Source organism: Pseudomonas sp. NFACC02, assembly GCF_900110765.1.
In the GTDB taxonomy this organism is placed as follows: Bacteria; Pseudomonadota; Gammaproteobacteria; order Pseudomonadales; family Pseudomonadaceae; genus Aquipseudomonas.
Genome location: NZ_FOEO01000017.1, coordinates 56,493 through 75,931, shown reverse-complemented (window position 1 = coordinate 75,931; position 19,439 = coordinate 56,493). Strand labels below are relative to the sequence as shown.

General features: G+C 61.1%; 18 protein-coding genes. 13 read left to right on the top strand and 5 right to left on the bottom strand.

Annotation, left to right across the window (positions count from 1 at the left end):
• Window position 1: 1 nt before the first annotated feature.
• The 11 genes from BMY73_RS15670 (at window position 2) to BMY73_RS15620 (ending at window position 10,991) form a co-directional block, all read left to right on the top strand.
• The gene (locus BMY73_RS15670) at window positions 2–193 is read left to right on the top strand and encodes a CcoQ/FixQ family Cbb3-type cytochrome c oxidase assembly chaperone (protein WP_062385661.1); all 192 of its coding nucleotides are present in this window, start codon (window positions 2–4) and stop codon (window positions 191–193) included.
• Window positions 190–1,167 carry a cytochrome-c oxidase, cbb3-type subunit III gene (gene ccoP / locus BMY73_RS15665; RefSeq protein WP_062385662.1) on the top strand — a complete coding sequence of 326 codons (978 nt, stop codon included), beginning with the start codon at window positions 190–192 and terminating at the stop codon, window positions 1,165–1,167. The genes BMY73_RS15670 and ccoP overlap by 4 nt, the downstream gene beginning before the upstream one ends.
• 202 nt (window positions 1,168–1,369) lie before the next feature.
• A complete protein-coding gene (locus tag BMY73_RS15660; RefSeq protein WP_092408212.1) occupies window positions 1,370–2,371 on the top strand; it encodes a metallophosphoesterase family protein in 1,002 nt (333 codons plus the stop codon).
• Between the two features lie 106 nt (window positions 2,372–2,477).
• A complete protein-coding gene (gene ccoG, locus BMY73_RS15655; RefSeq protein WP_092408210.1) occupies window positions 2,478–3,893 on the top strand; it encodes a cytochrome c oxidase accessory protein CcoG in 1,416 nt (471 codons plus the stop codon).
• A gap of 12 nt (window positions 3,894–3,905) precedes the next feature.
• Window positions 3,906–4,439, top strand: a complete 534-nt coding sequence (locus tag BMY73_RS15650; protein WP_092408208.1) for a FixH family protein — start codon at window positions 3,906–3,908, stop codon at window positions 4,437–4,439.
• 55 nt (window positions 4,440–4,494) lie between these two features.
• Complete coding sequence (locus BMY73_RS15645) at window positions 4,495–6,945, top strand: heavy metal translocating P-type ATPase (protein ID WP_092408206.1); 2,451 nt, start codon at window positions 4,495–4,497, stop codon at window positions 6,943–6,945.
• A gap of 40 nt (window positions 6,946–6,985) precedes the next feature.
• Window positions 6,986–7,201 carry a cbb3-type cytochrome oxidase assembly protein CcoS gene (gene ccoS, locus BMY73_RS15640; protein WP_062385979.1) on the top strand — a complete coding sequence of 72 codons (216 nt, stop codon included), beginning with the start codon at window positions 6,986–6,988 and terminating at the stop codon, window positions 7,199–7,201.
• Window positions 7,202–7,366: 165 nt separating this feature from the next.
• A complete protein-coding gene (locus tag BMY73_RS15635) occupies window positions 7,367–8,050 on the top strand; it encodes a sulfite exporter TauE/SafE family protein (protein WP_092408204.1) in 684 nt (227 codons plus the stop codon).
• Window positions 8,051–8,138: 88 nt separating this feature from the next.
• Window positions 8,139–9,521 (top strand): oxygen-independent coproporphyrinogen III oxidase, encoded by a 1,383-nt coding sequence (hemN, locus tag BMY73_RS15630; protein ID WP_092408202.1) that lies wholly within the window; start codon window positions 8,139–8,141, stop codon window positions 9,519–9,521.
• 120 nt (window positions 9,522–9,641) lie between these two features.
• Window positions 9,642–10,376, top strand: a complete 735-nt coding sequence (gene fnr, locus BMY73_RS15625) for a fumarate/nitrate reduction transcriptional regulator Fnr (protein ID WP_092408200.1) — start codon at window positions 9,642–9,644, stop codon at window positions 10,374–10,376.
• Between the two features lie 66 nt (window positions 10,377–10,442).
• Window positions 10,443–10,991, top strand: a complete 549-nt coding sequence (locus BMY73_RS15620; RefSeq protein WP_062385675.1) for an adenine phosphoribosyltransferase — start codon at window positions 10,443–10,445, stop codon at window positions 10,989–10,991.
• A gap of 128 nt (window positions 10,992–11,119) precedes the next feature.
• Here the strand turns inward: BMY73_RS15620 and recR are convergent, their stop codons facing one another.
• From recR to dnaX, 4 genes are all read right to left on the bottom strand, one after another.
• On the bottom strand, window positions 11,120–11,722 hold the full coding sequence (gene recR / locus BMY73_RS15615) for a recombination mediator RecR (protein WP_062385677.1): 603 nt from the start codon (window positions 11,720–11,722) through the stop codon (window positions 11,120–11,122).
• A 63-nt stretch (window positions 11,723–11,785) separates the two neighbouring features.
• The gene (locus tag BMY73_RS15610; protein WP_062385678.1) at window positions 11,786–12,820 is read right to left on the bottom strand and encodes an NADP-dependent oxidoreductase; all 1,035 of its coding nucleotides are present in this window, start codon (window positions 12,818–12,820) and stop codon (window positions 11,786–11,788) included.
• Window positions 12,821–13,033: 213 nt separating this feature from the next.
• A complete protein-coding gene (locus tag BMY73_RS15605; protein WP_092408198.1) occupies window positions 13,034–13,360 on the bottom strand; it encodes a YbaB/EbfC family nucleoid-associated protein in 327 nt (108 codons plus the stop codon).
• Window positions 13,361–13,427: 67 nt separating this feature from the next.
• Window positions 13,428–15,587: a DNA polymerase III subunit gamma/tau gene (dnaX, locus tag BMY73_RS15600; RefSeq protein ID WP_092408196.1), complete on the bottom strand. Its 2,160-nt coding sequence runs from the start codon at window positions 15,585–15,587 to the stop codon at window positions 13,428–13,430.
• 153 nt (window positions 15,588–15,740) lie between these two features.
• Between dnaX and BMY73_RS15595 the strand changes: the two genes are divergently transcribed.
• Window positions 15,741–16,514: a substrate-binding periplasmic protein gene (locus BMY73_RS15595; RefSeq protein WP_092408194.1), complete on the top strand. Its 774-nt coding sequence runs from the start codon at window positions 15,741–15,743 to the stop codon at window positions 16,512–16,514.
• Window positions 16,515–16,661: 147 nt separating this feature from the next.
• The gene (locus tag BMY73_RS15590; protein ID WP_092408192.1) at window positions 16,662–18,383 is read left to right on the top strand and encodes an acid phosphatase; all 1,722 of its coding nucleotides are present in this window, start codon (window positions 16,662–16,664) and stop codon (window positions 18,381–18,383) included.
• Between the two features lie 61 nt (window positions 18,384–18,444).
• On the opposite strand, the gene BMY73_RS15585 is transcribed toward BMY73_RS15590, so the two are convergent.
• A complete protein-coding gene (locus BMY73_RS15585) occupies window positions 18,445–19,332 on the bottom strand; it encodes a LysR family transcriptional regulator (protein ID WP_092408190.1) in 888 nt (295 codons plus the stop codon).
• Between the last annotated feature and the right edge of the window lie 107 nt (window positions 19,333–19,439).

The following is a 19,439-nucleotide window of genomic DNA, read 5'->3' as shown; positions in this document are numbered from 1 at the left end:
TATGGATATCGGAATGATTCGAGGCCTGGGCACCGTGGTCGTGATGGTGGCCTTCATCGGTCTGGCGCTGTGGGTGTTCAGCCCGCGGCGCAAAGCTGAATTCGACGACGCCACCCTGCTGCCCTTTGCCGACGACCCCGAGGCCATCAAGCACCTCGAGCAAGCAAAAGCTTCCAGGAGCAACAAAGAATGACTACGTTTTGGAGCCTGTACGTTACGGTGCTGTCGCTGGGGACGATTTTTTGCCTGACCTGGCTGCTACTGGCGACCCGCAAGGGCCAACGCGCCGACACCACTGACGAAACCGTCGGTCACTCGTTCGACGGCATCGAGGAGTACGACAACCCGCTGCCCAAGTGGTGGTTCATGCTGTTCGTCGCCACGATCATCTTCGCCCTGGGCTATCTGGTGCTGTATCCCGGCCTTGGCAACTGGAAAGGCCTGCTGCCGGGATACGAGTACGCCGATACCGACAAGAAGATCGCCTTCTCCGACGGTCAGGTCGGCTGGACCGGCGTACACGAGTGGGAGAAGGAGATGGCGCGCTCCGACGCCCGGTTCGGGCCGATCTTCGCCAAGTTCGCAGCGATGCCGATCGAGGACGTTGCCAAGGACCCGCAGGCGCTGAAAATGGGCGGTCGCCTGTTCGCCTCCAACTGCTCGGTGTGTCATGGGTCCGACGCAAAAGGCGCCTACGGTTTCCCCAATCTGACCGACGCCGACTGGCGCTGGGGGGGAGACCCGCAGACCATCAAGACCACCATCATGGGCGGTCGTCACGCCGTGATGCCCGCGTGGGGTGAGGTGGTGGGCGATCAAGGCGTACGGGACGTGTCGGCATTCGTGTTGACCCAGTTGTACGGGCGCAAGCTGCCGGAAGATGCCAAGGCCGATCCGGTTGCCGGTCAAAAAATATTCGCCGCCAACTGTGTGGCCTGCCACGGTCCAGAGGGCAAAGGGACACCCGCCATGGGCGCGCCAAACCTGACCCATCCGGCTGCGTTCATTTACGGCTCCAGCTTCGCGCAGTTGCAGCAGACGATCCGTTACGGTCGCCAAGGCCAGATGCCCGCGCAGGAACTGCTGCAAGGCAACGACAAAGTGCATCTGCTGGCGGCCTACGTTTACAGCCTTTCCCACGGAGACAAACCCGCCGAGGCGCAGTAGGCCATGGTCCGACGCAGGTCCTCGTCTGTGCACACCGGCGAGGATCCGCGCGGTTTCCCTGTCACTCACACTTACACTTCAGGGATCCACCAGGCACATTCAAGCATTAAATAACGCATGACTTTGTGGTTACGTCCTTAGGCTCTACGTACAAGGCGCAGAAGCGCGATTGGCGTTTGCATTCACAAGGACGGACAAGAACATGAATACATGGACACGATTACTGGGCGCACTAAGCCTTTTGCTCGCCAGCCTGAACACCTACGCAGCACCTTCCTGGCTGGTGTTTGCCTCGGACCCTCAATACCCCTGGACCCCTTACAGCGATGATGACGAAGACATCCTCGCCAGTGACAACCGCAAACTGTCGAGCGAATTGATTGAAGCGCAATACAAGAGCATTGCCGATTTCCGCAAGGCCCACCCCGAGCAGCCTGTGCCCGTGATGATCAACGGTGACATGACCGCCTATGGCCACGGCTGGCAACGCGATTATCTGTACCGCACGCTGGACGCTCATCTGAGCGGTGATTATTACTTCGGTCTGGGCAATCATGACTACCAGAACAACATTGGCAACTGTGCCAACAACGGTTGCGCTCGAGACAGCTTGTTCGACCTGCGTGACCGGATGCAGAACAAGGTCGATACGATGGCTGTGGACGTCAGCGAGAAACGCTGGAACCAGACGTGGGTCGGCAGCCTCGCCTACAGCAAGCGGTTCGAAGACGTTCTGCTCATCCAGTTGAATAACCAACCCACTTACGAGACTCGTTTCAACGCGCGCCAAGGGTTGAAGACGTATGACTTCAGGATAACGGGCTCCCTTGACTGGCTGGAAGAACAGCTCAAGCGTGCAAGGGCCGACAACCTGACCATTTTGCTGAACATGCACAAGCCCGATGGCTGGCAGACCAGCACCGAGAATCAGCAGCGTTTCAGGAACATGATCAAGACCTTTGGGGTGACGGCCGTATTCGCAGGGCATCTTCATAAATACGCGGGTCGCTATTACGAAGCGGATTACTACGGGGCGGTGCCACTGTTTCTCAGCGGCTCGGCGTCACAGCGCACCTACCTGATCGCAGAGATAGACCGCAATGCACGTCAGCTCAGAGTCAGCAAAGTCGCTGACAACGACTGGCAAAACAAGGAGGAGCTGGCGGTGATCCCCCTGCCCCCACGTGAAAACAAACTAAAGTGACAGGAGTATCCTGTGCCGCATCACAACAACCCAATGACCCCGGTCGGCATGTACTGACCGAGGCACCTTTCCACTGCCGTGGGACGCTTTCGATGAGCACGCTGCGATGAGTAACCAGATTCCGGTACACAACGTCACGCCACCGCCCGGAAAAGACGATGACACCGTCGACCTCTATGCCTCGCGGGAGAAAATCTATACCCGGGCGTTTACCGGGGTGTTTCGCAACCTGCGGATCGGCGGCGGGATCGTGCTGTTTCTGTTGTATTTCGGCACGGTATGGCTCGACTGGGGCGGTCATCAGGCCGTCTGGTGGAATCTGCCCGAGCGCAAGTTCTACATTTTCGGCGCGACGTTCTGGCCCCAGGATTTCATCCTGCTGTCCGGCATTCTGATCGTCAGCGCCTTCGGGCTGTTTTTCATCACCGTGTTCGCGGGTCGCGTCTGGTGCGGTTACACCTGCCCGCAGAGTGTATGGACGTGGATCTTCATGTGGTGCGAAAAGGTCACCGAGGGTGACCGTAACCAGCGCATGAAGCTCGACAAGGCGCCAATGAGCGCCACCAAGTTCATGCGTAAATTCGCCAAACATAGTCTGTGGCTGCTGATCGGATTCGTGACCGGGCTGACCTTCGTCGGGTACTTTTCGCCCATCCGTGAACTCACGGTCGACCTCTTCACCGGCCAGGCGGACGGCTGGTCGTATTTCTGGATCGGCTTTTTCACCCTCGCCACCTATGGCAACGCTGGCTGGCTGCGCGAACAGGTGTGCATTTACATGTGCCCGTACGCGCGCTTCCAAAGCGTGATGTTCGACAAGGACACCCTGATCGTCTCCTATGACCCGCGTCGCGGCGAAAAACGCGGCCCGCGCAAAAAGTATCTGGATTACAAGGCCCACGGCCTGGGCGACTGCATCGATTGCACGATGTGCGTGCAGGTGTGCCCGACGGGCATCGACATTCGCGACGGGCTGCAGATCGAATGCATCGGTTGCGCGGCCTGCATCGATGCCTGCGACACCATCATGGACAAGATGAACTACCCGCGCGGCCTGATCAGCTACACCACCGAACACAATCTGTCCGGGCAAACCACGCACAAACTGCGGCCGCGTCTGATCGGGTATGCCGTGGTGCTGGTGGTGATGATCGGCGCGCTGACCGGGGCATTTTTCACGCGTTCGCTGGTGGGCTTCGACGTCAGCAAAGACCGCGTGCTGTACCGCGAGAACGCCGAAGGGCGCATCGAGAACGTCTACAGCCTGAAAGTGATGAACAAGGATCAGGTCGATCACACCTACGTGCTCGATGCCACTGGCCTGCCGGACCTTAAACTGCAAGGCCGCCGCGAGATCAGGGTTGCCGCCGGCGAGATCCTCACCCAGCCGGTCGAGCTGTCGGTTTCACCGGAGCAACTGCCATCGAGTACCAACGACGTGACGTTCATCCTCAAGGACATCGAAAACAGCGGAACCGAAATTCAAGCCAAGAGCCGATTCATCGGCCCACACATTCGTTAAGAGATGTCAGACATGACCGCAGCAACCGCTTCAAGTCCTTGGTACCGGCATCTTTGGCCGTGGATCATCATCGGTATTCTGGCCTGCTCGGTCACGCTGACGCTGGCCATGGTGACCATTGCGGTCAACCACCCCGACAACCTGGTCAACGACAACTATTACGAAGCGGGCAAAGGGATCAACCGCTCGCTGGACCGTGAACTGCTCGCCCAGACGCTTAAACTGCGAGCGACCCTGACCCTGGATGACGTCACCGGCGAAGCGGATTTGCGCCTGACGGGGAACAGCCTGCCCGAAACACTGGTCCTGAACCTGATTTCGCCGACCCAACCGGAAAAGGATCGCAAGATCGTCCTCGCGCGCAACCCTGCCCAGCCCGGTCGCTACGTCGGACAAATGAGCGACAACGTCGAAGGCCGGCGTTTCGTCGAGCTGCTGGGGGTGGAAAACAGCCAGACGTGGCGTTTGTTCGAGGAAGAAACCCTTACCCATGACAAGGACCTGATTCTGGGCGACGAGCCGATTCAAGGTGCCGAAAAGCAGTGAATATGACGCTCGATCGGCACGATCATCGTTACGACGCAGCACGTGAGAGCGATCCGTGGCCATAACGCCTTGTTTCCATTGCGCCCTGCCCGTTCCGTCCGGCGCTCGCTTTACCGGCATCGTCCTCGGCGAACCTCGTGAGTTCTGCTGCCCCGGCTGTCAGGCCGTGGCGCACGCCATTGTCGCCGGCGGACTTGAAAGCTATTACAGCCACCGTAGCGAAGCCTCGACCAACCCTCAGGCGCTGCCCGCGCAATTGATCGACGAGCAAGCGTTATACGACCGGCCCGACGTGCAGGCGCCCTTCGTGCGTCACGACGATGACCTGAGCGAAACCACGCTGATGATCGAAGGCATCAGTTGCGCCGCCTGTGCCTGGTTGATCGAACGCCATCTGCGCGCCCTGCCTGCCGTTGTCGATGCACGCTTGAACCTGTCCAACCATCGTCTCAACCTGCGCTGGAAAGACGCTTCCCTTTCGCTCAGCCAGGTGTTGAGCGAGCTGCGCAGCATCGGTTACGCGGGCCATCCCTGGCAGGCCGACAAGGCCAGCGAGCAGTTGGCTCGGGACAACCGCCGCAGTCTGCGTCAGTTGGGGGTTGCCGGTCTGCTGTGGTTTCAGGCCATGATGGCGACGATGGCAACGTGGCCAGAGTTCAACATCGACCTCAGCCCTGAAATGCATACCATCCTGCGCTGGGTGGCGATGTTTCTCACCACGCCGATCGTCTTTTACAGCTGCGCGCCCTTTTTCAAGGGCGCGCTTCGAGACCTGCGCACGCGTCATCTGACGATGGATGTCTCGGTGTCACTGGCCATCGGCCTGGCTTACGTGGCAGGCATCTGGACAGCGATCACCGGCGTGGGCGAACTGTATTTCGACGCGGTAGGCATGTTCGCGCTGTTCTTGCTGGGCGGACGCTATCTGGAGCGACGCGCTCGCGAACGCACGGCCGCCGCCACTGCGCAGTTGATCAACCTGCTGCCCGCTTCGTGTCTGCGCCTGAACGAGGACGGTCAGAGCGAGCGGATTTTGCTCAGTGAACTGCAGCTCAACGACAAGGTACTGGTGCATCCCGGCGCGGTGTTACCGGCTGACGGGCGTATCGTTGCCGGTCAGTCGAGCATTGATGAGTCGCTGCTTACCGGAGAATACCTGCCTCACGCCCGAGCGCCTGGCGATGCCGTAACGGCGGGCACGCTAAACGTCGAAAGCGCGCTGACGGTCGAGGTGCTCGCGCTCGGGCATGACACCCGATTGTCGGCCATCGTCCGGCTGCTCGAGCGTGCTCAGTCCGAAAAGCCGCGTCTGGCACAGATGGCTGATCGCGCAGCGCAATGGTTCTTGCTGACTTCGTTGATACTCGCCGCCTGCATCGGCCTGCTGTGGTGGCAGCAGGACCCGGCTCGCGCATTCTGGATCGTATTGGCCATGCTGGTCGCCACCTGCCCGTGCGCGCTGTCACTGGCGACACCCACCGCGTTGACCACCGCGACCGGCACCTTGCATGCCCTCGGACTGCTGTTGACGCGTGGGCATGTGCTGGAAGGGCTTAATGAGATCGATACCGTCATCTTCGACAAGACCGGCACGCTGACCGAAGGCCGTTTGACGCTCAGGACCATTCACCGTCTGGGATCGCTGGACAACGACGACTGTCTGAGCCTGGCCGCGGCACTGGAGGGCCGCTCGGAACACCCGATCGCGCGGGCGTTTGGCAACACGCCGCGGCTGGCCGAGGATGTCGTCAGCGCACCGGGACTGGGGCTTGAAGGACGCGTCGGTGCGCAGAGACTGCGTATCGGCCAGGCGGAATTTGTCTGTGCGCTCAGTCACAGCCCCGTGCCGACAATGCCGGATGAGCCCGGCCAATGGCTGCTGCTGGGCGACGAGACTCAGGTGCTGGCCTGGCTGGTGCTGGATGATCGGTTGCGCGATGACGCGGCCGTCTTGGTCCTCGCCTGCAAACAGCGTGGCTGGAAGACCGTGCTGCTGTCTGGCGACAGCTCGCCGATGGTCGCCCGCGTGGCCGAACAACTGGGCATCGACGAGGCGCGCAGCAGCCTGCGCCCGAACGACAAGTTGCAGATCCTGCAACAGCTCAGGGCCCAGGGGCATAAGGTGTTGATGCTGGGTGACGGGATCAACGATGTACCGGTCCTGGCCGCCGCCGACATCAGCGTCGCCATGGGTTCGGCCACCGATCTGGCGAAAACGACCGCCGACGCGGTGCTGCTGTCCAACCGTCTACAGACGCTGATTCAGGCGTTCACGCTGGCTCGACGAACGCGCCGTGTCATTCTGCAGAATCTGTGGTGGGCTGCGCTCTACAATGGCCTCATGCTGCCCTTCGCCGCGCTGGGCTGGATCACGCCACTGTGGGCGGCAGCGGGTATGTCAGCCAGTTCGCTGATCGTCGTGCTCAATGCGCTGCGGCTGACCCGCATGAAGGTCGATCAGCCCACCCCTGCGTTGGCCGGTAGCCATCGGCCGTTGCCGGCATGAACGCGCGATGTTCCCACACGCCATGGCTTTCGGAGGTTCAATGCCCGCGCTTTACATCATGATCCCGGTGGCCCTGTTGATTGTGGCCGTGGCGATTTACGTTTTCTTCTGGGCAGTGGACAGCGGTCAGTACGATGACCTTGACGGTCCGGCGCACAGCATTCTGTTCGATGATCAAGACCCTGGTCACAAGGCCGGAGTGGATGAGGCGTCGGGAAAAAACGGGCAGAAACCGGACGAGAAGGATATCGGGTGATAAATCCAGGATTGACGGTGCACCGGCTGGCCTCTTCGCGGGCAAGCGCGCTCCTACAGGGGATCAGTGCAGGTGCGAGGGTCTGCGCACGGCACGTCAACTGTAGGAGCGCGCGTGCCCGCGATGGCGTGGGTGTAATCGCTACAGAACCTTCGGGCTACCGGCATGCCTGATCTCCTCCCCCAACTGCTCTCGGCCCTGATTCTCGGCCTGCTTGGCGGTGGTCACTGTCTGGGCATGTGCGGCGGCCTGATGGGGGCGTTGACCATGGCGATCCCCAAAGAGCAACGCGGCCGACGCTTTCGCTTGTTGCTGGCCTACAACGTCGGGCGCATTTTCAGTTATGCGTGCGCTGGATTGTTGCTAGGCCTGGCGGGATGGGCGGTCGCCAACAGCCCCGGCGCCATGCTGTTGCGGGTGGTGGCTGCGTTGTTGCTGATCGCGATGGGCCTGTATCTGGCCGGATGGTGGAGCGGCCTGACACGCATCGAAGGACTGGGGCGTGGGCTGTGGCGATGCATTCAGCCGGTCGCCAGTCGACTGCTGCCGGTGTCGAGCCTGCCACGCGCGCTGTTGCTCGGCGGACTGTGGGGCTGGCTCCCCTGTGGGTTGGTCTACAGCACCTTGTTGTGGTCTGCGAGTCAGGGCGATGCGCTGTACAGCGCAGTGTTGATGCTGGCTTTCGGCGTCGGCACCTGGCCCGTCCTGATCGCCACCGGCCTTGCCGCCGAACGCACCACGGCCCTGCTGCGTAAACGAAGCGTGCGGGTCGGCGGTGGACTGCTGGTGATATTGTTTGGGCTGTGGACGCTGCCCGGCCCGCATCAGCATTGGTTGATGGGGCACTGATCGCCCTGAAACATTGACCCAGATCACGACGTGCGCGCGGCGTACTCCTTAGACTGCCTTTACCGCCAGCCTTTTCGGGAATGCCCGCATGCTCGACGACCTTCGTTGGGATTCTGAACTTATCCGTCGCTACGACCTGACCGGGCCGCGCTATACGTCCTATCCCACAGCGGTGCAGTTTCATACGCAAGTGGGTGCGTTCGATCTGCTGCATGCGCTGCGTGAAAGCCGCAAGGCCGCGCGTCCCTTGTCGCTGTATGTGCACATCCCGTTCTGCGCCAACATTTGCTACTACTGCGCCTGCAACAAGGTCATCACCAAGGATCGCAGCCGCGCTCAGGTCTATCTGCAGCGCCTGGAACACGAGATCCAGATGATCGCCCGCCATGTCGACGGTCGTCAGGTGGTCGAACAACTGCATTTTGGTGGCGGCACGCCGACCTTTCTCAGCCATGTCGAATTGCGTCAATTGATGGCGCACCTGCGCCAGCACTTCACCCTGCTCGACGATCACTCCGGCGATTACGGCATCGAGATCGATCCCCGCGAGGCCGACTGGTCGACCATGGGCCTGCTACGGGAACTGGGTTTCAACCGTGTCAGCCTTGGCGTGCAGGACCTCGATCCGCTGGTGCAGCGCGCGATCAACCGCCTGCAAAGCCTGGAAGAAACCCGTGCGATCGTCGAAGCCGCCCGCACGCTGCAGTTCCGGTCAGTGAACATCGACCTGATTTACGGCCTGCCGCTCCAGACACCAGAGGGGTTCGCGCGCACGGTCGACGAAGTCATCGCGCTGCAACCTGATCGTCTGTCGGTCTTCAACTACGCTCACCTGCCTGAACGCTTCATGCCCCAGCGGCGCATCGACACGGCACAACTGCCCAGCGCCGAACACAAACTGCAGATGCTGCAGCGCACCATCGAGCAGTTGACCGCGGCCGGATACCGCTACATCGGCATGGACCATTTCGCCCTGCCCGATGACGACCTGGCCATTGCTCAGGAAGAAGGCACGCTGCAGCGAAACTTCCAGGGTTACACCACCCACGGCCATTGCGACCTGATCGGACTCGGGGTGTCGGCCATCAGCCAGATCGGCGACCTGTACGCGCAGAACAGCAACGACCTCAACGAGTACCAGACCCTGATCGCCAGTGATCAACTGGCCACCAAGCGAGGGCTGATCCGCAACGGTGACGACCACGTCCGTGGCGCGGTCATCCAGCAGTTGATCTGTCATTTCGCGCTGGATTTCGCCTCGATCAACGATCGGTTCGGTGTCGACTTTCGCGGTTATTTCAACGACATCTGGCCAAAGTTGCTGCAAATGGCCAAAGACGGGTTGATCCATCTGGACAGCAACGGTATCCGGGTCACGCCGGCCGGTCGCTTGTTGGTGCGCTCGATCTGCATGGTCTTCGATGCGTACATGAGCGTACAGAACCGTCAGCGGTTTTCGCGCGTGATCTAGGACATTTCCGTTTCAGCGGCAGGAATCATTTTCACGCCAAGGAAGGCGCGTGCTAGTCGAAGCATTGACCCGTGGGTTACCCTTACGACTTATGTGTGTTTTTTTACAAGGAATTACCCGATGTCTGAGCCAGTAAAGATGCGTGCTCATACCCAGGCTCACTGCAAGGATTGCAGCCTGGCCCCGTTGTGCCTCCCGCTTTCATTGAACCTTGAAGACATGGATGCACTGGACGAAATCGTCAAACGTGGCCGTCCACTGAAAAAAGGCGAGTTCCTGTTTCGTCAGGGCGATACCTTCGATTCGGTCTACGCCGTGCGATCCGGAGCGCTGAAGACCTTCAGCTTGAGCGACAGCGGCGAAGAGCAGCTCACCGGCTTCCATCTGCCCAGTGAACTGGTCGGGTTGTCGGGCATGGACTCAGAGGCCTATCCCGTCTCCGCCCAGGCCATGGAAACCACTTCGGTGTGTGAAATTCCCTTTGAACGTCTGGATGAATTGTCGGTGCAATTGCCGCAACTGCGTCGTCAACTGATGCGCGTGATGAGTCGCGAGATCCGCGACGACCAACAAATGATGCTGCTGCTCTCGAAGAAAACCGCTGATGAGCGCATCGCCACGTTTCTGGTCAACCTCTCCGCCCGGTTCCGGGCACGCGGGTTTTCAGCCAATCAGTTCCGGCTGAGCATGTCGCGCAACGAAATCGGCAATTACCTGGGCCTGGCGGTGGAAACCGTTTCCCGGGTGTTCACCCGTTTTCAGCAAAACGAGCTGATCGCCGCCGAAGGCAAGGAAATTCGCATTCTGGACCCGATTCAGCTGTGCGCGCTGGCGGGCGGTTCGCTGGAAAGCTGATGGCGGCACAGGCCGGGCAGGCTTAAACTACGCTCTTTGCGTGTATCTCCTGCCCGAGACTTTTCGATGATTTTCGATGAATTCAGCTTCAAATCCCTGATCCGCCCGGTGGTGGACTTCCCCAAGCCCGGCGTCATTTTTCGTGACATCACTCCGCTTTTCCAGTCGCCCAAGGCGCTGCGCCTGGTGATGGACAGTTTCGTGCAGCGTTACATCGACTCGGACTTCACCCATGTGGGTGCCATGGATGCGCGCGGATTTCTGATCGGCTCGATCATCGCTTACGAGCTCAACAGGCCTCTGGTGCTGTTCCGCAAGCAGGGCAAGCTGCCCGCGGATGTACTGGCAGAGGGTTATCAGACCGAATACGGCGAAGCATTCCTGGAGGTCCACGCCGACAGCCTGTGCGACGGCGACTCGGTGGTGATGTTCGATGACTTGATCGCCACGGGCGGCACGCTGATCGCAGCGGCCAATCTCATCCGCCGCATGGGCGCGAAAGTCCATGAAGCGGCCGCCATCATCGACCTGCCCGAGCTGGGCGGCTCGCAGCGCCTGCAAGACATGGAAATCCCGACGTTCTGTCTGACGCAGTTTGCGTTGACCGATAAATAAGCCGGCCACACCAGCGGCCTCAACTGTAGAAGCCGGCTTGCCGGGGAAATCGGTGTGTCACTCACCCTGGCTGTGGCTGACCCGACGCCTTCGCCAGCAAGCCGGCTCATACCATACGTGGCAAAACGTCAAAGCTGTATTGGCTTACGCCCTGCGAACGAATGCGCCAGCGTGCCGCCGTCCACCAGCTCCAGTTCACCGCCCAACGGCACGCCGTGGGCGATCCGTGAGGTGATCAGGCCCTTGTTGTTGAGCAACTGGGCGATGTAATGGGCGGTGGCTTCCCCCTCCACGGTCGGGTTGGTCGCCAGGATGACCTCGGTGAACGTGCCCTGCTCTTCGATACGCGCCATCAATTGCGGAATGCCGATGGCTTCAGGTCCGAGGCCATCGAGCGGCGACAAGTGCCCTTTGAGCACGAAGTAGCGGCCGCGATAGCCCGTCTGCTCCACGGCATAGACATCCATCGGGCCTTCCACCACGCACAGCAACGTGTCATCCCGACGTACATCCGAACACTGGGGGCACAGTTCGTCTTCGGTGAGGGTGCGGCATTGTTTGCAGTGTCCGACGCCTTCCATGGCCTGGCTCAGCGCTTGCGCCAGGCGCGAGCCACCGCTGCGATCGCGCTCGAGCAACTGCAACGCCATGCGCTGGGCGGTTTTCTGACCGACACCGGGCAGAATGCGCAGGGCGTCGATCAACTGGCGAATCAGTGGGCTGAAGCTCATTGGAGAAAGGTCCGACAAATACACGAGACGCGGTTTATACCCGCGCCTCCGATTAGCGTCAAATCACGGTGACGAGACCTTCACCACCAACTTACCGAAGTTCTTGCCTTCCAGCATGCCGATGAAGGCATCGGGCGCATGCTCCAGCCCTTCGACCACGTCTTCGCGGAATTTCACCTTTCCGTCTTTCACCAGCGGCACCATGGCCTGCATGAATTCGTCCAGACGGTGAGCGTATTCCTCGAAGACGATGAAGCCCTGAATCTTCGCGCGCTTGGTCAACAGGGTGCGCATCAGCAGCGGCAGGTGATCCGAACCTTCCGGCAGCCCCTGAGCGTTGTACTGCGCAATCAGACCGCACAGCGGTACCCGGGCATGTTCGTTGAGCAGCCCAAGCACCGCCTCCAGGACCTTGCCGCCAACCAGTTCGAAATAGATATCGATGCCGCTGGGGCACGCCTCACTCAGTTGCTCGGCGAAATGCTCACTCTTGTGATCGATACAGGCGTCGAAACCCAGCTCGTCCATGACGTAACGACATTTGTCGATGCCACCCGCGATGCCGACCACGCGCAGACCGTGCAGCTTGGCGACCTGCCCGACCACCGAGCCAACCGCGCCGGAGGCTGCGGCGACCACCAGGGTTTCACCGGACTTGGGCTGGCCGATGTTCATCAGGCCCATGTAACCCGTGATGCCCGGCATGCCGAGCACGCCCACGGCCATCGACGGGCTCGGCAAGTCTTTGGGCACTGGCGTCAGACCCTTGCCGTCGGAGATGCTGTGGGTCTGCCACCCCGTTTGACCCACCACCAGATCGCCCTCCTTGAACGCCGGGTGACGCGATTGCTCAACCACGCTGACGGCCCCGCCTTCCATGACGGCATTGATTTCAACCGGTGGCGCGTAGGACGGCGCGTCACTCATGCGGCCGCGCATGTATGGGTCGAGGGAAAGGTACAGCGTGCGCAGTTGAACCTGGCCGTCTTGCAGGTCTGGCAACGCCTCGCGCTCAAGCCGAAAATTCTCCGGGGTTGGCGCCCCCTGCGGACGGGAGGCCAGGACAATACGCTGGTTGAGGATCAATTCTTGCGACATCGGAGCGGTCCTTTATCGATGAGTGACAGGCTATAGAAAGCAGACCGTAGCGCTCAGGCGGGGTTCGGTTGGATGTCGCGGTTGATATGAGACACATCATGCTTGCGGCCAGACCAATCTCGCACTGGCCAACGCGTGCCCCCCATTGCTGCGGCCCACAAACGAAAATGCCAGGCACTTGGCCTGGCATTCGGGTGCAGCAAACCCGCTCGATCAGAACGGCAGCTTCATGCCGGGCGGCAGTTGCATGCCGGCGGTCATGCTGGCGGTTTTTTCCTGGCTGGCCGCTTCGATCTTGCGCACGGCGTCGTTAACGGCGGCGGCAATCAGGTCTTCCAGGATTTCCTTGTCTTCCTGCATCAGGCTGTCGTCCAGGCTGATGCGCTTGACGTCGTGACGACCGGTCATCACCACGCTCACCAGGCCTGCGCCCGATTGGCCGGTCACTTCGGCATTGGCCAGTTCTTCCTGCATCTTGGCCATTTTTTCCTGCATTTGCTGGGCCTGCTTCATCAGGCCAGCCATGCCACCTTTCATCATGGGAATTCTCCTCGAAAGTCGATGGGGTCATTGCGCGACGCTAAATCAGCTTAGCGCCTTGCGGTCATTAAGAAGTCTGTACAACCGGAGCATCCACGGGAGCAATCGTATCCTCACGGATCCTCGCGCCAAACTGTTCGAGCATTTGCTGGATGAACGGATCGGCATGGATCGACGCCTCGGCCTGGCGCTGGCGATCGGCACGCCGACGCGCGGCCGCCTGAGCCGGGGTTTCCTGTTCGGGCTTGATCAGCTCGATAGTCAGGTTGAGGGTGCGTTCATGATATTGGTTCAGTGCATCGTTCAGGCGGCGCTGCTGCGTCGCGTTGAACAGCGCGCTATGAGCCGGATCCAGGTGCAGCAACCAGTTGTCGCCCTCCACGGAAATCAGGGTGCAGTTGGCGGCGATACTGCCGGTCATGCCGGAAATCGGCAATTTCGGGAACAGCTCGAGCCAGTCGGCGGCAAGGCCGGTCGCCGGCTTGGCCGCCGGCAACAACTCGGGCTCTTTCTCCACCGCCTCGGCCGTGTCGTGAGCCAGATCATCGAGATAGGCGAACGACGCCGGATCGAGGTCCACGTCCGGCTCGTAATAATCGTCATCGGGTGGCGGTTCGTCGTCACGGTCCATCGGCGCGGGCACATACGGCGCGGCGTCGGGCACCTGTTCGAGCATCGCCGGAGTGACGACCTCGGTGGCCGCCTGAATGTGTTCCCGAGATTCGACTTCCGGGGCATCCGGCACCGGGCTCGCAGGTGCCGGTGTCGGCATCGGCGTCAGCTCGGGTTGCTCGCCCACGGTGTCAAGGACCGGTTCGGGGATGTCTTCGACAACAGAGGCTGGAACCGGCTCGGGCTCAGGCTCGCTGACCGGCTGTGCCGCCTCAGGCTCGTTCCAGGGCAGGTCAACATCGTCGACCGGCGTTGGCGCGGTCACTTCGGCGACCGGCGCAGGCGCATAAGCGGGCACGGGTGGCGTTGCAGGCGCAGGCTTTTCCAGAACGGGAGCAGGCGCCGGGGCTGCCGTAGCCGCTGCAGGTGCCGTTGCAACAGGCGCCGCACCGGCCACCGTTGTCTGGGAATCAACCGTGGCCGGGCTGATCCCCACTGACTTTAACGGCTGTCTCGGCGCGTGATCGCTGTCGGCCGGACGGAATGCCAGCATGCGCAGCAGCACCATCTCGAAGCCACCACGGGGGTCAGGCGCCAAAGGCAGATCGCGGCGACCGATCAGGCCCATCTGGTAATAGAACTGCACGTCCTCGGCCGGCAGTGCCTGGGCCAGCGCCAGTACGCGGTCCCGGTCACCGTGACCGTTGTCGACCCCTTCCGGCAACGCCTGGGCAATCGCAATGCGATGCAACACGTTGAGGATCTCCGACAGCACACCGCTCCAGTCCGGCCCCTGCTCAGCCAGGTGACGCACGGCTTCCAGCAAGGAACGCGCATCGCCGTCAATGAGGGCCGTGAGCACGTCGTACACCTGACCATGGTCCAGCGTGCCGAGCATTGCCCGCACATCGGCGGCCAGCACCTTGCCTTCGCCGAACGCGATCGCCTGGTCGGTCAGGCTCATGGCGTCCCGCATCGAACCGTCGGCGGCACGGCCGAGCAGCCACAGCGCATCGTCTTCGAACGGGATGTTTTCAGCGCCCAGGACGTGGGTCAGGTGCTCGACCACGCGCTCCGGCGTCATGTTTTTCAGGGAGAACTGCAGGCAGCGCGACAGAATCGTAGCCGGGAGCTTCTGCGGATCGGTGGTTGCCAGGATGAACTTGACGTAGGGCGGTGGCTCTTCCAGCGTTTTCAGCAAGGCATTGAACGAATGACTGGACAGCATGTGCACTTCGTCGATCAGGTAGACCTTGAAGCGGCCCCGGCTGGGCGCGTACTGCACGTTGTCCAGCAACTCACGGGTGTCTTCGACCTTGGTGCGGCTCGCGGCGTCGATCTCGATCAGGTCAACGAAGCGACCTTCGTCAATCTCGCGGCACACCGAGCACTCACCACAGGGCGAGGACGTAATACCGGTTTCGCAGTTGAGGCATTTGGCGATGATGCGCGCGATCGTGGTCTTGCCGACGCCGCGCGTGCCGGTGAATAAATAGGCATGGTGCAGGCGCTGGCTGTCCAGCGCGTTGATCAAGGCCTTGAGCACATGGGTCTGGCCGACCATTTCGCGGAACGAGCGCGGACGCCATTTACGTGCAAGAACCTGATAACTCATTGAAAACCGTCGCGACTGGGTTGCGGAAGACCGCTAATGCTAGCGGAGCGGGGCCAAAATTGCATCCGGGCAATATGAACGCGCGCATATAAACAATCTGCCGCTAGACTGCCATCACTGCCCAATAGCATACGGCTCAGACCGAGGGACCTCATGCGGTTGCTGACATTGAGCGCTTTTTTGCTAATAAGTGGGTTCGTTGTAGCGGAGGAAGCGCCGTTAAGGTTTTCCATCGCCGATGCGTGGTCGATGCCACTGGTGCAACTCGACGACCACCAACCCACCGGCGGCATCCTCTTCGACATCATGCAAAGCATGGCGGCGCAGGCAAACCTGACGGCGGAATATCGCGTGATCCCGGTTCAGCGCGTGCAGCGAACGCTCGAGCGCGGCGGTATCGATGTGCGCTGTTACGCCGCGCAATCATGGATGCCCAATCTGTCCGGCGATTACACCTGGAGTCTGCCGCTGCTCATCCAGCGTGATCTTTTGATCAGCACGCCGGATAACGCCACGCCCAGAGCCCCGGACACCCTGACCGATGAAACCATCGGGACCGTGCTTGGTTACGCCTACCCCACCCTGCAAACCGCTTTCGACAGCCATCGCCTGAAGCGTGATGACGCGCGCAGCGAAGTCCAGGTGCTGCAGAAACTGCAGATTCACCGCTACCGCTACGCCGTGGGCAGTCAATGGTCGCTGGACTGGTTCAATCGCAACCTGCCCGAGAATCAGAAGCTGCGCGGCATCGCCGTTCTCGACGAGCAGCCGGTGGGTTGCATCGTGCGCAACGACGCGCAAATTCCCGCGCAGCGGCTGATGCGGATCTTGCTGAGGATGCGCATGTCCGGCGAGATCGACCGGATCATGAGCCGGTACAACACCGTCTCGGGATTGCCGCCGGACCAGCCGGCGGCGCAGCGGTGACAGAACCCGAGCGATGAAGTGTGCTGCCTGGACGTCCTGAAATCGCTCTAGACCCGCCGTCTCAAGCTGTCGCATTAATGTCACATTGCAAGATTAGGCTCCTTCGACATAATTGGTAACATCTCTAATGCCGCCGCAGGAGCCGTGATGAGCGACAAACAACAAGACCCCAACAAGCCGTCCGCTGCCGATCACCCTGTTGATTCCCCCGCCGATACCAGCCGCCGTCGTTTCCTCGGCGGCGTTGCCGTACTGGGCGCTGGCGCTACGTTGAGCAGTGTCGTGGCCGCCAGCGAAATGCCGGGCGATGGCAAGTCCACCGCCCCTGAAACCGTGCTCAGTGGTCCTGAGCTGGACAAGGCCCTGCAGGACAACGTCAAGACCATCGTGGTGATCTATGGCGAGAACCGCAGTTTCAACAACCTGTTCGCCAACTTTCCCGGTGTGGAAAAACCTTTGTCTGCGGTCAAGCCGGAGGACTACCGGCAGCGCGATCGCAACGGCTCCGTGCTCGACAAACTGCCGCAATGCTGGGGCGGTGTCTGCCAGATCGGCCCGCAGAGCATCGATGGCGTGACCTACGCCACCGGCGTTCAGTATCAGGAAAACCTGCCCAACGCACCGTATGCCCTCAAAGGGCCCAGCGGGGAAGACTTGCCGTTGGGCCTTGTCACCCGCGACCTCTGGCATGTGTTCTATCAGAACCAGATGCAGATCAACGGCGGCAAGAATGACGGCTTCGTGGCATGGGCCGACTCCGGCAGCCTGACCATGGGCCACTATGGGCAGACCCAGTATTCCCTTCGTTTGTGGGACGTCGCCAGGGAGTTCGTGCTGTGCGACAACTTCTTTCAGGGCGCTTTCGGTGGCTCGTTCCTCAATCACCAGTACCTGGTTTCGGCCAAGGTGCCGTTTTACCCTGACGCCGCCAACTCGCCCGCCAAGTCGCAGATTGCCACGCTGGAAAGCAACGACCCGCTGGAAACCCGTCTCAAGCCGCTGGAAAAGTCCCCGGCCAGCGCCATGGACGGTCCACCGCAATTTGGGCCCAGCCTGCTGACCCCGGACGGGTACGCGGTGAATACCATGGCACCGCCATACTGGCCGACCTGGCTGCGTGACAAGGAAAAGCCGGACTATTCGCAACCCAACCTGGCCAACATGCTGGTGCCGCAAACCCATGACCACATCGGCGACAAGCTGACGAAAAAGAATGTCGACTGGGCGTGGTACGCCGGCGCCTGGCAAGTCACGCTGGACGAGTACAAGGATTCGGCGGGCATCCCCAAGATCCCGAACTTCCAGTACCACCACCAGCCGCTGAACTATTTCAAGCGTCTGGGCCCGGAGAACCGCGAGGAGCGCAACAAACGCCTGCGCGATGGCGGGTTGGGCGACGATTCCAGTACCAACAAGTTCTTCGCCGATGTCGAGGCGGGCAAACTGCCCGCGGTAACCTTCTACAAGCCTCAGGGCAACCTGAACATGCACGCGGGTTACGCTGACGTCGCGGCCGGGGACCGACACATCGACCGCGCCGTGAAGATGCTGCGTAACAGTCCGCAATGGAAAAACATGGTGATCGTCGTCACTGTCGACGAAAACGGCGGCTGGTGGGATCACGTCGCACCGCCGAAGGGCGACCGTTGGGGCCCTGGGACACGCATTCCGGCGATTGTCATTTCGCCATTCGCCCGTAAAGGCACGGTCGACCATACGGTCTATGACACGGCCTCCATCCTGCGCCTGATCACCCGCGTCCACGGACTCGAAAAGCTCGACGGCATCGTCGAGCGTGACAACGCCATGATCGCTCGCGGCCAGGCGCCGATGGGCGATCTGACCAATGCGCTGAGGTTCCCGGCGTAATCACGTAAGCGACAGAGCAGACTCGCAGGAATGCCGAAGCAACGTTCCTGCGAGTCGTCCCCTAATAATCCCCTCGCCCCTCCAGCAACGTGTCCAGCAACCATGCGCCTGCTGGCCCCAGGCTCTTTTTCCGCGACCAGATCACATCCACCGCCGAACTGCGTGGCCATCCCGGCACCCGCAACTCCTTGAGCCGTCCTTGTGCGTAGCCACGCACCAGCCAGCGCGGCAGCGCCGACCAACCAAACCCGAACACCGCCATGTCCATCAACAACAGGTAATTGGGTGCTGACCAACTGCGACGGGCACCACTGGGCAGGTCATTGGTGGGAACACTTTCATCAACGATGGTGTTCAGGCGCAGCGCCCGATGCTGCGCGAGCATGGGGTAGTCGACCGCCATCTCGGAGGCCAGCGGATGAGTATGGGACACGAACAGACCAAAATCGGCCCGCTCGGCGATGGTGGCGTAACCCACCTCTGGCGGGTAACTTGCCTGCGCCGACAGCAACCCGAGCGAGGCTCGGCCGCTCTGGATCAGGTTGATCGCATCACCGTGTTCGGCGAACACGCATTCCAGTTCAATCTCGGGAAAACGTTGATCGAGCTCGGCCATGCGGGCCTCGAATTCGGCGAACTGGTTGGCGTCCGACAACACCAGCGTCAAGCGTGGCTCCATGCCTTCGGCCAGACGGGCTGCGGCTCGACGCAGCTTGTCCGAGGCGCCCAGCAGCGCTTCGATCCGTCCTTGCAGCGCCCTGCCCGCCTCGGTCAGCGTCGGGTGCCTGGACGACCGGTCGAACAACGTCACGCCCAGGTCGATTTCCAGTCGGGAAATCGCCTCGCTGATGGTTGACTGACTCTTGCCCAGACGGCGCGCCGCGGCGCTGAACGAACCCAGCGCCCGCACTTGGGAAAACGCTTCCAGCGCTTCGGGTGAATAACTCATGCTCACGCTCGCTCGTGCATCCATCGGTTTTTCCGATGGCAACGATTTTCACTTTAGTCCATCGCCCGTGGACAATGCACGCCTGCCCGGTAACAAAGTGAACACGT

Bases quoted from the DNA above. Each gene is read 5' to 3' on its own strand.
- BMY73_RS15610 (WP_062385678.1), bottom strand. From the start codon at position 12,820: ATGTCGCAAGAATTGATCCTCAACCAGCGTATTGTCCTGGCCTCCCGT.
- BMY73_RS15605 (WP_092408198.1), bottom strand. From the start codon at position 13,360: ATGATGAAAGGTGGCATGGCTGGCCTGATGAAGCAGGCCCAGCAAATG.
- ccoP (WP_062385662.1), top strand. From the start codon at position 190: ATGACTACGTTTTGGAGCCTGTACGTTACGGTGCTGTCGCTGGGGACG.
- BMY73_RS15585 (WP_092408190.1), bottom strand. From the start codon at position 19,332: ATGAGTTATTCACCCGAAGCGCTGGAAGCGTTTTCCCAAGTGCGGGCG.
- dnaX (WP_092408196.1), bottom strand. From the start codon at position 15,587: ATGAGTTATCAGGTTCTTGCACGTAAATGGCGTCCGCGCTCGTTCCGC.
- BMY73_RS15595 (WP_092408194.1), top strand. From the start codon at position 15,741: ATGCGGTTGCTGACATTGAGCGCTTTTTTGCTAATAAGTGGGTTCGTT.
- BMY73_RS15670 (WP_062385661.1), top strand. From the start codon at position 2: ATGGATATCGGAATGATTCGAGGCCTGGGCACCGTGGTCGTGATGGTG.
- BMY73_RS15635 (WP_092408204.1), top strand. From the start codon at position 7,367: ATGCCTGATCTCCTCCCCCAACTGCTCTCGGCCCTGATTCTCGGCCTG.
- BMY73_RS15620 (WP_062385675.1), top strand. From the start codon at position 10,443: ATGATTTTCGATGAATTCAGCTTCAAATCCCTGATCCGCCCGGTGGTG.
- hemN (WP_092408202.1), top strand. From the start codon at position 8,139: ATGCTCGACGACCTTCGTTGGGATTCTGAACTTATCCGTCGCTACGAC.
- recR (WP_062385677.1), bottom strand. From the start codon at position 11,722: ATGAGCTTCAGCCCACTGATTCGCCAGTTGATCGACGCCCTGCGCATT.
- BMY73_RS15660 (WP_092408212.1), top strand. From the start codon at position 1,370: ATGAATACATGGACACGATTACTGGGCGCACTAAGCCTTTTGCTCGCC.
- ccoS (WP_062385979.1), top strand. From the start codon at position 6,986: ATGCCCGCGCTTTACATCATGATCCCGGTGGCCCTGTTGATTGTGGCC.
- ccoG (WP_092408210.1), top strand. From the start codon at position 2,478: ATGAGTAACCAGATTCCGGTACACAACGTCACGCCACCGCCCGGAAAA.
- fnr (WP_092408200.1), top strand. From the start codon at position 9,642: ATGTCTGAGCCAGTAAAGATGCGTGCTCATACCCAGGCTCACTGCAAG.
- BMY73_RS15590 (WP_092408192.1), top strand. From the start codon at position 16,662: ATGAGCGACAAACAACAAGACCCCAACAAGCCGTCCGCTGCCGATCAC.
- BMY73_RS15650 (WP_092408208.1), top strand. From the start codon at position 3,906: ATGACCGCAGCAACCGCTTCAAGTCCTTGGTACCGGCATCTTTGGCCG.